The sequence below is a fragment of the Streptomyces sp. NPDC046931 genome, assembly GCF_040644655.1.
In the GTDB taxonomy this organism is placed as follows: domain Bacteria; phylum Actinomycetota; class Actinomycetes; order Streptomycetales; family Streptomycetaceae; genus Streptomyces.
The window spans coordinates 141,193-151,938 of sequence record NZ_JBEYWX010000013.1 but is presented as its reverse complement, the minus strand read 5'-3'; the positions used below and the strand labels follow the sequence as shown (position 1 = coordinate 151,938).

The 10,746-nt window shown below is 70.3% G+C and carries 9 protein-coding genes and 1 other RNA gene; 9 read left to right on the top strand and 1 reads right to left on the bottom strand.

The features are described from left to right. The first annotated feature begins 252 nt into the window (after positions 1-252). From ABZ876_RS22955 to ABZ876_RS22940, 4 genes are all read left to right on the top strand, one after another. The gene (locus ABZ876_RS22955) at positions 253-1,887 is read left to right on the top strand and encodes a serine/threonine-protein kinase (RefSeq protein WP_361784136.1); all 1,635 of its coding nucleotides are present in this window, start codon (positions 253-255) and stop codon (positions 1,885-1,887) included. A 220-nt stretch (positions 1,888-2,107) separates the two neighbouring features. After that, positions 2,108-3,340: a serine/threonine-protein kinase gene (locus ABZ876_RS22950; protein WP_361784133.1), complete on the top strand. Its 1,233-nt coding sequence runs from the start codon at positions 2,108-2,110 to the stop codon at positions 3,338-3,340. Positions 3,341-3,920: 580 nt separating this feature from the next. Then, positions 3,921-5,027, top strand: coding sequence for a peptide chain release factor 2 (gene prfB / locus ABZ876_RS22945; RefSeq protein WP_361784130.1), 1,107 nt, complete (start codon positions 3,921-3,923; stop codon positions 5,025-5,027). 332 nt (positions 5,028-5,359) lie between these two features. Continuing rightward, positions 5,360-6,007, top strand: a complete 648-nt coding sequence (locus ABZ876_RS22940; protein ID WP_361784127.1) for a hypothetical protein — start codon at positions 5,360-5,362, stop codon at positions 6,005-6,007. Positions 6,008-6,226: 219 nt separating this feature from the next. On the opposite strand, the gene ABZ876_RS22935 is transcribed toward ABZ876_RS22940, so the two are convergent. Beyond that, positions 6,227-6,418, bottom strand: a complete 192-nt coding sequence (locus ABZ876_RS22935; protein ID WP_361784124.1) for a hypothetical protein — start codon at positions 6,416-6,418, stop codon at positions 6,227-6,229. 231 nt (positions 6,419-6,649) lie between these two features. Between ABZ876_RS22935 and ftsE the strand changes: the two genes are divergently transcribed. The 5 genes from ftsE (at position 6,650) to ssrA (ending at position 10,637) form a co-directional block, all read left to right on the top strand. Continuing rightward, positions 6,650-7,339 carry a cell division ATP-binding protein FtsE gene (gene ftsE, locus ABZ876_RS22930; protein WP_361784121.1) on the top strand — a complete coding sequence of 230 codons (690 nt, stop codon included), beginning with the start codon at positions 6,650-6,652 and terminating at the stop codon, positions 7,337-7,339. Between the two features lie 28 nt (positions 7,340-7,367). Then, a complete protein-coding gene (gene ftsX / locus ABZ876_RS22925; RefSeq protein ID WP_361784118.1) occupies positions 7,368-8,288 on the top strand; it encodes a permease-like cell division protein FtsX in 921 nt (306 codons plus the stop codon). A 67-nt stretch (positions 8,289-8,355) separates the two neighbouring features. After that, positions 8,356-9,519, top strand: coding sequence for a S41 family peptidase (locus ABZ876_RS22920; RefSeq protein ID WP_361784115.1), 1,164 nt, complete (start codon positions 8,356-8,358; stop codon positions 9,517-9,519). Between the two features lie 93 nt (positions 9,520-9,612). Then, a complete protein-coding gene (smpB, locus tag ABZ876_RS22915) occupies positions 9,613-10,092 on the top strand; it encodes an SsrA-binding protein SmpB (protein ID WP_361784112.1) in 480 nt (159 codons plus the stop codon). Between the two features lie 176 nt (positions 10,093-10,268). After that, positions 10,269-10,637, top strand: a transfer-messenger RNA (tmRNA) gene (ssrA, locus tag ABZ876_RS22910). The last annotated feature ends 109 nt before the right edge of the window (positions 10,638-10,746 follow it).

The following is a 10,746-nucleotide window of genomic DNA, read 5'->3' as shown; positions in this document are numbered from 1 at the left end:
CCGCAAAAGTGCCTGACCAGTGCGCGGCCGGTGTCCGCTTGAGATCGGTCACGTCCGGCCGCGGCAACCAACGGACCGGGGCAAGCGTCTTTTCTTCGAACATGTACGGGAAGCGGAACGTAAGACGGTCAGGACGACAGGGAGCGCCGCCCAACACGGCACTACAGTGGATCGGAACACGCTCGGCACGCCGGGAGCGGTGACCGGAACCGGCGTACGGACCAGGCAAGCAAGCAGCAGGGAGCCCATGACGTGCGGCCGGTAGGCAGCAAGTACCTGCTCGAGGAGCCGCTCGGACGCGGCGCCACGGGCACCGTCTGGCGAGCCCGCCAGAGGGAGACCGCGGGGGCCGAGGCGGCGGTGCCCGGTCAGCCGGGCGAGACGGTCGCGATCAAGGTCCTCAAGGAGGAGCTCGCAAGCGACCCGGACATCGTGATGCGATTCCTGCGGGAGCGCTCCGTCCTGCTCCGCCTCACCCACCCGAATATCGTCCGGGTGCGCGACCTGGTCGTCGAGGGTGATCTGCTGGCGCTGGTCATGGACCTCGTCGACGGCCCCGACCTGCACCGTTACCTCCGTGAGAACGGCCCCTTCACGCCGGTCGCCGCGGCCCTGCTCACCGCACAGATCGCCGACGCGCTGGCCGTGAGCCACTCCGACGGCGTCGTGCACCGCGACCTGAAGCCCGCGAACGTACTGCTGCAGCAGCACGACGGCCAGATGCACCCGATGCTGACCGACTTCGGCATCGCCCGGCTGGCCGACTCGCCGGGCCTCACGCGCACACACGAGTTCGTGGGCACGCCCGCGTACGTGGCCCCCGAGTCGGCCGAGGGCCGCCCGCAGACCTCCGCCGTCGACATCTACGGCGCCGGCATCCTGCTGTACGAGCTGGTCACCGGCCGTCCGCCGTTCGCCGGTGGGACCGCTCTCGAGGTCCTCCACCAGCATCTGAGCGCCGAACCGCGCCGCCCCTCGACCGTCCCGGACCCGCTGTGGAGGGTGATAGAGCGCTGTCTGCGCAAGAACCCGGACGAACGGCCGAGCGCCGAGAACCTCGCACGGGCCCTGCGGGTGGTCGCCGAGGGCGTCGGCGTGCACGCGAACGCCGCGCAGATCGCCGCCGCGGAGGGCGTGGCCGCGCTGCTCGCCCCGGACCCGGCTCCGGCGCCCGTGCCCGGTTCGGCCGACCCCACGCAGGTGCTGCCGCAGGGCCCGGCCGGCTCCTACGACCCGAACGCGGCGACCAGCGTCCTGCCGCACACCCCGGGCGCCGCGGACCCCACGGCCGTCCTGCCCCACAGCGGAGCCGCCGATCCGACGGCCGTGATGCCGCCGGTGCCGCAGCGCCAGCCCGGCGGGCAGCAGCGGCCCGAGGAGCCCCACCCCTGGCAGAACCAGCTGCGCGCGGCCCGCGACCGCAACGAGCAGACGCAGGTCCAGGCGTACCTCGACCCCGGCGAGGACCCGCTGCGGCGCCGTCCGCAGCGCCAGGTGGCGCGCCCGCAGCAGCGGCAGCAGCCGGCGCCGGGGTACGGCTATCCGCAGCAGCAGCCCCAGCAGTACGCGCCCCAGCGGCAGCAGTACGCCCCCGCTCCGCAGCAGCAGCCGCAGCGGTACGCGCCGGCGCCGCAGCAGCCGGCGCCGCGTCCGGCGCGCGAGCCGCGGCCTCCGCGTCAGCGCAGCGCCAACCCGATGAAGATCCCGGGGCTCGGCTGCCTGAAGGGCTGCCTCTTCATGATCGTCATCCTGTTCGTCGCCGGGTGGCTGGTCTGGGAGTTCAGCCCGCTTCAGGACTGGATCGGCTCCACGAAGTCGTACTGGGCGCAGCTGAGCGACTGGTTCGGCAAGGTGACCGGCTGGCTCGGCAAGCTGGGCTCCAACTAGCGGGCCGGGCCGGCCTCCGCGGAACGGGGCCAACTTTCCCCGCCTCCTGCCAGGTTGGGGATTTGTCGACATCTGAGGGGTGATTTCCGTCTCGGCGGTGAACGTTGCCCCTCCGGGCGCGTAGTTTTGTCGACCGGGGCCGGCAGACCACGGCGTCAGCCCGTGCCGCCGCCCCGCGATGGCGCAGCGTCGGCAACAGGCGTCCCCAGTAGGAGCAGTCTTGGCACGGAAGATCGGCAGCCGGTACACCGCGAACCAGATCCTGGGACGGGGGAGCGCCGGCACGGTGTGGCTGGGCGAGGGGCCGGACGGGCCCGTCGCCATCAAGCTCCTGCGGGAGGACCTCGCGTCCGACCAGGAGCTCGTGGGCCGCTTCGTCCGGGAGCGTACGGCGCTGCTGGGGCTGGACCATCCGAACGTGGTGTCGGTACGGGACCTGGTGGTCGACGGCAACGACCTGGCGCTGGTCATGGACCTGGTCCGGGGCACCGATCTGCGCACCCGCCTGGAGCGGGAGCGCCGCCTCGCGCCCGAGGCCGCGGTGGCGATCGCGGCGGACGTGGCGGACGGGCTGGCGGCGGCGCACGCGGCGGGGATCGTGCACCGGGACGTCAAGCCGGAGAACGTGCTGCTGGACATGCAGGGGCCGCTGGGCCCGGGCGGCTCGCACCCGGCGCTGCTGACCGACTTCGGCGTGGCCAAGCTGATCGACTCGCCCCGCCGGACCAAGGCGACCAAGATCATCGGCACCCCGGACTATCTGGCACCGGAGATCGTGGAGGGGCTGCCGCCGCGGGCGGCGGTGGACATCTACGCGCTGGCGACGGTCCTGTACGAGCTGCTGGCGGGCTTCACGCCGTTCGGCGGCGGTCACCCAGGGGCGGTGCTGCGCCGCCATGTCACCGAGACCGTGGTCCCGCTCCCCGGCATCCCCGAAGAGCTGTGGCAGCTGATCGTGCAGTGCCTGGCCAAGGCGCCCGCCTCCCGGCTGCGGGCCTCGGAGCTGGCGTCGCGGCTGCGGGAGCAGCTGCCCCTGCTGGCGGGGATGCCGCCGCTGGACGTCGACGAGCCGGACACGGAGGCGAGGGAGGAGCCGCTCGAGGCGGCCGCGCCCGGAGAGCCCACGGCGGCCCGGGTACGGCGCGGGGCGGTGCCGCTGGTGCCGGGGGCGAAACCGGACTCCAACCGTGACACCCACACCTCGATGCGGGTGCCGGGACCGGACGAGCTGGCGGGCGGCGCCCGTGGGACGGCCCGCGCGCCCCGGGCCACGGGAGCCCCCCGCCCGGGCTCGGCCCGCCACCGGGCGCAGGCCCGCCGCCGCCGGATCGTGCTGGGGGTGGCCACGGCGGCGCTGCTGGCGGCGGTCGGAGCCGGCGCGTGGCTGGCCACCTCGGGAGACGACGGCGCGGACCCCGCGAACACGAAGAGCTCGGCCCCGGCGTCCCCCTGAGCCCGGCCGGCCCCCGGCATCCCCGTGAGCCCGGCCCGGTGCGGACAACCGGGTGCGGTGCGGCCGTGGGGGCCGGTCCCGGCACGGGTCTCCCGGTCTCGGGTCGTCCCGGGTCCGCTCCGAAATCTGTAGCGATGACTCGGATGTCGAGTTCCGGCTCCCCGATGTCGTCTGAGCCCGGCCCGGAGCCTGAGAACCGGATGCGGGGCCGCCCTGGGACCCGTCCGGCACCGTAGGCCGGCAGCGGCGTCGTCCGGGCCCGGCCGAGGCCCGTAGACCGGTCCCGGTGTCGCCTGAGACTGGCCCGGACCCGCAGAACCCCGCCGGGCGTCCCCGGGCCCGGGTACCGCCCCGGACGCGAAGGGCCTGACCGTGGCGTCCCTCGACTCCGGCCTGGACCCGACGAAACCCGGCCCGGTGACACCCCCGAGCGGGGCTCGCCGCCCCGGCGTCGGTCCGCGGCCGGCCCGGGCGTTCGCTCCGCCGCCGGGTGCCCCTGGTGCCCGCCCTGCCCCCGGCACCTCCGGTAACCCGCGGTCACTCGGCACTGGCTTTCCGGCGGAGCCGTTACGCTGGATGCGTGGCAGTCGTCGATGTATCCGAAGAGCTCAAGTCCCTCTCCTCGACCATGGAGTCGATCGAGGCCGTTCTGGACCTCGACAAGATGAGGGCAGACATCGCCGTGCTCGAGGAGCAGGCGGCCGCGCCGTCCCTCTGGGACAACCCGGACGAGGCGCAGAAGATCACCAGCAAGCTCTCCCACCTCCAGGCCGAGGTGAGGAAGGCCGAGAACCTGCGCGGCCGGATCGACGACCTCGGTGTGCTCTTCGAGCTCGCCGAGGCCGAGGACGACCTGGACACCCGGGCGGAGGCGGAGGCCGAGCTCACCGAGGTGAGGAAGGCGCTGGACGAGATGGAGGTCCGGACGCTCCTCAGCGGCGAGTACGACGCCCGTGAGGCGCTCGTCAACATCCGCGCCGAGGCCGGCGGTGTCGACGCCGCCGACTTCGCCGAGCGGCTCCAGCGCATGTACCTGCGCTGGGCCGAGCGGCACGGGTACAAGACGGAGATCTACGAGACGTCGTACGCGGAAGAGGCGGGCATCAAGTCCACCACCCTCGCGGTCCAGGCGCCGTACGCATACGGCACCCTCTCCGTCGAGCAGGGCACCCACCGGCTGGTCCGTATCTCCCCCTTCGACAACCAGGGCCGCCGGCAGACCTCGTTCGCCGGTGTCGAGGTCCTTCCGGTCGTCGAGCAGTCCGACCACGTCGAGATCGACGACTCCGACCTCCGGGTCGATGTGTTCCGCTCCTCCGGCCCCGGCGGCCAGGGCGTCAACACGACCGACTCGGCGGTGCGCATCACGCACCTGCCCACCGGCATCGTCGTCACCTGCCAGAACGAGCGGTCCCAGATCCAGAACCGGGCCTCCGCGATGAACGTCCTGCAGGCCAAGCTTCTGGAGCGGCGCCGTCAGGAGGAGCAGGCCAAGATGGACGCCCTCAAGGGCGACGGCGCCAACTCCTGGGGCAACCAGATGCGTTCGTACGTCCTGCACCCGTACCAGATGGTCAAGGACCTGCGCACCGAGCACGAAGTCGGCAACCCGGAGGCCGTGTTCAACGGTGAGATCGACGGGTTCATCGAAGCCGGCATTCGCTGGCGCAAGCAGCAGGAGAAGTAACACCGGCGACCAAGGGCGACACCGCCGCCGGGAAACAGCGCTTTGTCGACAAGGCAACTGCCCCCGTCCGTGGGGCAGTTGCCTTTTCCGTTGCCCGATGTCTGGGTTTTGCATCACACTTACGGCCCGACCTCTCCCGCAAAAGACGCCTTCCAGGACATCGCGCGCGCAACGACCTTGACGTTGCTTTGAAAAATCGGAAAGGTAAGCGCGGCATGCGTATCTATGGGGCGCATGTGAACCGGGGGACTTGAGTTTGAGCACAGTCGTCCCCGACGCCGTGGCCCCGTGCGCTGCTCCATTGACGATGAGCTACTGGGGGTAGCAGCCATATGACGAAGAAGACGCGGATCCGCCTGGCGCGGATAGCCGCAGGCGCCGTGATCGCCGCGGGTGCGTCGCTGACCGCGGCGGGCGCGGCCTCGGCACTCGACGTGAACGTCGGTATCAGCGTCACCGGTGGGCCCGACGACCCGGCCTCTCCTCCGGCGACCACGATCCCGACCGACCCGGGTACGCCGACCGACCCGGGGATCCCGACCGACCCGGGGATCCCGACCGACCCGGGCACGCCGACCGACCCGGGAATCCCGACCGACCCGGGCACGCCGACGGACGACCCGACCCAGCCCACCGACAACCCGACCGAGCCGACGGACGACCCGACCGGAGGCACGGGCGGCCACGGCAACGGCGGCGGCCACGGCAACGGCGGCGGCCACGGCAACGGCGGCGGCAACGACACCAACCCGGACGGCGGCAACAACCCGGTCCAGCAGGGCAAGGGCTCCTCGGTCCTGACCGACACCGGCGCGGACACCTCGAACGCCTCCGCCCAGGGCGGCGGCAAGCAGCTGGCCGAGACGGGTGCGGGACAGACCGCGTTCCTGCTGATCGGCGCCGCCACGATGATTGCCGGAGGCATCGGCTTCCGTGCGCTGCCGCGCTTCATGGAGGGCCGCGGCCAGGCTGCGGCCTGACACACGCCGTGGCGCCCTTCATACCCTGCTCCGGAAGCGTGAGCAGGGCGAGAACGGCAAGAAACTCGTGAGATACATGAGAAGGGCCCGGGGCATCAACCGCCCCGGGCCCTTCTTCGTGCGTCGGCAGGTCCTCGTCGACCGGTCACCCGCCCCACGTACGCCATCTCGCCGTACGTCGTCCCGCCCTACGCCCGGCCCGGGGCCGTCGGCCGTGCGCTACGCCGTCTGGTGCGCCAGCAGCGCCGCCGCCGCGATCAGTACGGCCAGGAGCGCGATCAGCGCCACCGGATTCAGCCCTGACCATGGGCTTTCCTGCTGGAGCCGCTCACGGCTCGCCCGGCATACGGGGCAGCGGCCCTCACTCACGGGGGCCGCGCAGTTCGCGCACACCAATCGGTCGTACGTCATGCGCCTCGCCCTCCTTGTGCCGCTTTCACGTACACAACGTTTCCCGGAACGCAACCGTTCCCCACTCCACTGTGCCAGGTTCCGCGAGCCGCTGCGCGGGGTCGGCCGGTCACGCACTCAACAGCAGGGACAAAACGCGCAACTCTCACGCAACCCCTCCCGGCGACTGCGCTCGTACACCCGGTTCGCGTATGGTCACGCTCACCTACCCCAACGGCCCGTGGTGCATCCGTGATCCGATTCGACAACGTCTCCAAGATCTACCCCAAGCAGAACCGCCCTGCCCTCAGGGATGTCTCCCTGGAGGTGGAGAAGGGCGAGTTCGTCTTTCTCGTGGGATCCTCCGGCTCCGGAAAGTCCACCTTCCTGCGGCTGATCCTCCGCGAGGAGCGGTGCAGCACCGGGCAGGTGCACGTCCTGGGCAAGGACCTCGCCCGCGTCTCCAACTGGAAGGTGCCGCAGATCCGGCGCCAGCTGGGGACGGTGTTCCAGGACTTCCGCCTCCTGCCGAACAAGACGGTCGCCGAGAACGTGGCCTTCGCGCAGGAGGTGATCGGCAAGTCGCGCGGCGAGATCCGCAAGTCCGTGCCCCAGGTGCTCGACCTCGTCGGGCTCGGCGGCAAGGAGGACCGTATGCCCGGCGAGCTGTCCGGCGGTGAGCAGCAGCGTGTCGCCATCGCGCGGGCCTTCGTCAACCGGCCCAAGCTGCTCATCTGCGACGAGCCCACCGGCAACCTCGACCCGCAGACCTCCGTCGGCATCATGAAGCTGCTCGACCGGATCAACCGGACGGGCACGACCGTGGTGATGGCGACCCACGACCAGAACATCGTGGACCAGATGCGCAAGCGCGTCATCGAGCTGGAGCAGGGCCGCCTCGTCCGCGACCAGGCGCGCGGCGTCTACGGCTACCAGCACTGAGTTCCACGGAAAGGCTTGAGCAGACGCCATGCGCGCCCAGTTCGTTCTGTCGGAGATCGGTGTCGGTCTCCGCCGCAATCTGACGATGACCTTCGCGGTGATCGTCTCGGTCGCCCTCTCCCTCGCCCTCTTCGGTGGCTCACTCCTGATGAGCGACCAGGTGAACCAGATGAAGGGCTACTGGTACGACAAGGTCAACGTCTCGGTCTTCCTCTGCAACAAGAGCGACGCGGAGTCCGACCCCAACTGCTCCAAGGGTGCGGTCACCGAGGAGCAGAAGAAGCAGATCGTCGGCGATCTCGACAAGATGACGTCTGTCGTCCAGAAGGTCACCTACGAGTCCCAGGACGAGGCCTACAAGCACTACAAGGAGCAGTTCGGGGACTCCCCGCTGGCCAGCTCGCTGACCCCGGACCAGATGCAGGAGTCGTACCGCATCAAGCTGAAGAACCCGGAGCAGTACGAGGTCATCGCGAGCGCCTTCAACGGCCGTGACGGCGTGCAGTCGGTGCAGGACCAGAAGGGCATCCTCGACAACCTCTTCGGCCTGCTGAACGGCATGAACTGGGCCGCCCGCGCGGTCATGGCGATGATGCTGATCGTCGCCCTGATGCTGATCGTCAACACGGTGCGCGTCTCCGCGTTCAGCCGTCGTCGTGAGACCGGCATCATGCGTCTGGTCGGCGCCTCCGGTTTCTACATCCAGGCGCCGTTCATCATGGAGGCCGCGGTCGCCGGCCTCATCGGCGGCACGGTGGCGTGCGGATTCCTCCTGATCGCGCGTTATTTCATCATCGACCACGGTCTGGACCTGTCCCACAAGCTGAACCTCATCAACTTCATCGGCTGGGACGCCGTTCTCACGAAGCTCCCCCTGATACTCGCCACAAGCCTGCTGATGCCGGCGCTGGCGGCGTTCTTCGCGTTGCGCAAGTACCTGAAGGTGTGACACATGCCAACAGGGTCGTACGAGCAACCGTCCGTACGGCCCTGTGCGTTGTCCTAGACTCACCCGCATGTCCGGCCGTGACCTGTTCTGTCAGCCCCGCCGCGTTCGCCACGGGGCGGCTCTGACGTTGGTCTTCGCGAGTGTCCTCGTGGCGGGCGCCGCGACGGGCTCCTTCGGCGAGACCGCCGCCAGGACCCCTTCCGCCGAGCCCGCGGCCCCGGCGTGGCACGGCGACGCCGTCACCGAGGCGGCCGCGCGGGCGGTGGCTGACGGCAAATCGCCCATGGAGGCCGCCCAGCGCGCCGTCAGCCGCAGCGGCGACCGCTGGAGCGCCGTCTACTCCCAGGGCGAGTACCAGGAATTCCAGGAGGCCCTCGACGGCCAGTACACCGGCGTCGGTCTGTCGGCCCGGCGCGAGCGCGACGGCCGGATCGAGGTCACCCATGTGCAGCCCGGCTCCCCCGCGGCCGTCGCCGGGATCCGCGGCGGCGACCGGCTGCGCAGTGTCGACGGCGAGGACGTCGACGGCAGACCCGTCACCGAGGTCGTCTCCTTACTGCGCGGCGACAGCGACGGCGCATCCGCCGGCACCCGGGTCAGACTCGGCCTGGAGCGCGGGACGCACACCTGGAGCGAGGTACTGCGCCGGGCCAGGCTCTCCACGGACTCGGTGACCGTGCACCGGCTGGCCGGCGGTGCCACCCTGATCAAGATCGCCGCCTTCACCAAGGGCTCCGGCGACCTCGTACGGAACGCCGTCGACCGCGCCCCCGAGGGCGGCGGGATCGTCCTCGACCTGCGGGGCAACTCCGGCGGCCTGGTCACCGAGGCCGTCACCTCCGCCTCCGCCTTCCTCGACGGCGGGCTCGTGGCGACGTACGACGTCAACGGCGACCAGCGCGCCCTGCACGCCGACCCGGACGGCGACACCACCAGACCCCTGGTCGCGCTCGTCGACGGCGGCACGATGAGCGCGGCCGAGCTGCTCACCGGTGCCCTTCAGGATCGCGGCCGGGCGGTCGTCGTGGGCACCCGCACCTTCGGCAAGGGCTCCATCCAGATGCCGAGCCGGCTGCCCGACGGCTCCGTGGCGGAGCTGACCGTCGGGCATTACCGCACCCCCTCGGGGCACAAGGTCGACGGCCGTGGCATCACCCCCGACCTGGAGGCCGGGGACGAGGTGCTCGAGCGGGCCGAGACGGTGCTCAGCGGCCTGGGCTACGCTCCGTAGCGGCAGCTGTCACTCCTCGTCATCGACGCGTCGCACCTCCCCCGTAATCGGCTTCCCCCGGAACCCCCCTGTAGTGCGAAAATGGTCGGCACTATGGCAAAGGAAAAAGGGCGCAAGCTGATCGCGCAGAACAAGAAGGCGCGGCACGACTACCACATCCTCGACACATACGAGGCCGGTCTCGTCCTGACCGGGACCGAGGTCAAGTCGCTGCGCCAGGGGCGAGCCTCGCTGGTCGACGGCTTTGTGCAGCTGGACGCGCACGAGGCGTGGCTGCACAACGTGCACGTGCCGGAGTACACCCAGGGCACCTGGACGAACCACAGTGCGCGCCGCAAGCGGAAGCTGCTGCTGCACCGCGCCGAGATCGACAAGCTGGAGTCCAAGTCCCAGGAGACGGGTCACACCATCGTGCCCCTCGCCCTGTACTTCAAGGACGGCCGGGCCAAGATCGAGATCGCGCTGGCCAGGGGTAAGAAGGAGTACGACAAGCGGCAGACACTCCGCGAGAAGCAGGACCGCCGCGAGGCGGACCGGGCGATGTCGGCGGTGCGGCGCCGGCAGCGGGCCTGAGCGGCCCCGACCGCGGACCTGAAGCGGCCCCGGGCGGGGGAATGAACCGGCGCCCGGCACTGTTGAACCAGGTACCACGGCGGGGTGACCGCCGGGAATGCGCTGGCATCGAGGTGTGTGGTCACGTATCATGGCGGCTGCACCGCGTGCCGGTGTGCGCATTGAAAAATCAACATGGGGATGATCGGTTTCGACAGCGGTTGTCGAAGCAGGGGAAGCGTGTCGAGGAAGCGGCCATGATCTCGTAAACCACAGGCCGAAAAAAATAATCGCCAACACCAAGCGCGATTCCTTCGCCCTCGCTGCCTAAGTAGCGACTTGCGAAGTGTCAGCCCGGGGCTGTTCCCGACCCGGATCCTGGCATCAGCTAGGGAACTAAACCTTGATCCCGGTCACGGGGTGAAGAGGGAAACCAAACAGTGACTGAGCCCGTCGGAGACTTGTCCGCGTGATCTCCGGGGCTGAGAAAAGCGAAGCGGACTGCACACGGAGAAGCCCTGGTTCCGCACCGTTGGACGCGGGTTCGATTCCCGCCATCTCCACTTACCCCATGTGGGCAAGGCCCTGCTGCTTTCGGGTGGCGGGGCCTTTGTCGTTCCCGTACGGCATCCTCTGCCTGGTCGGCGACCGCCACCATCTGCATGCCCATTATGG

Excerpts from the sequence above, each read along its gene's own strand:
- ABZ876_RS22920 (WP_361784115.1), top strand. The coding sequence starts at position 8,356 with ATGTCCGGCCGTGACCTGTTCTGTCAGCCCCGCCGCGTTCGCCACGGG.
- ABZ876_RS22940 (WP_361784127.1), top strand. The coding sequence starts at position 5,360 with ATGACGAAGAAGACGCGGATCCGCCTGGCGCGGATAGCCGCAGGCGCC.
- ftsX (WP_361784118.1), top strand. The coding sequence starts at position 7,368 with ATGCGCGCCCAGTTCGTTCTGTCGGAGATCGGTGTCGGTCTCCGCCGC.
- ABZ876_RS22935 (WP_361784124.1), bottom strand. The coding sequence starts at position 6,418 with ATGACGTACGACCGATTGGTGTGCGCGAACTGCGCGGCCCCCGTGAGT.
- smpB (WP_361784112.1), top strand. The coding sequence starts at position 9,613 with ATGGCAAAGGAAAAAGGGCGCAAGCTGATCGCGCAGAACAAGAAGGCG.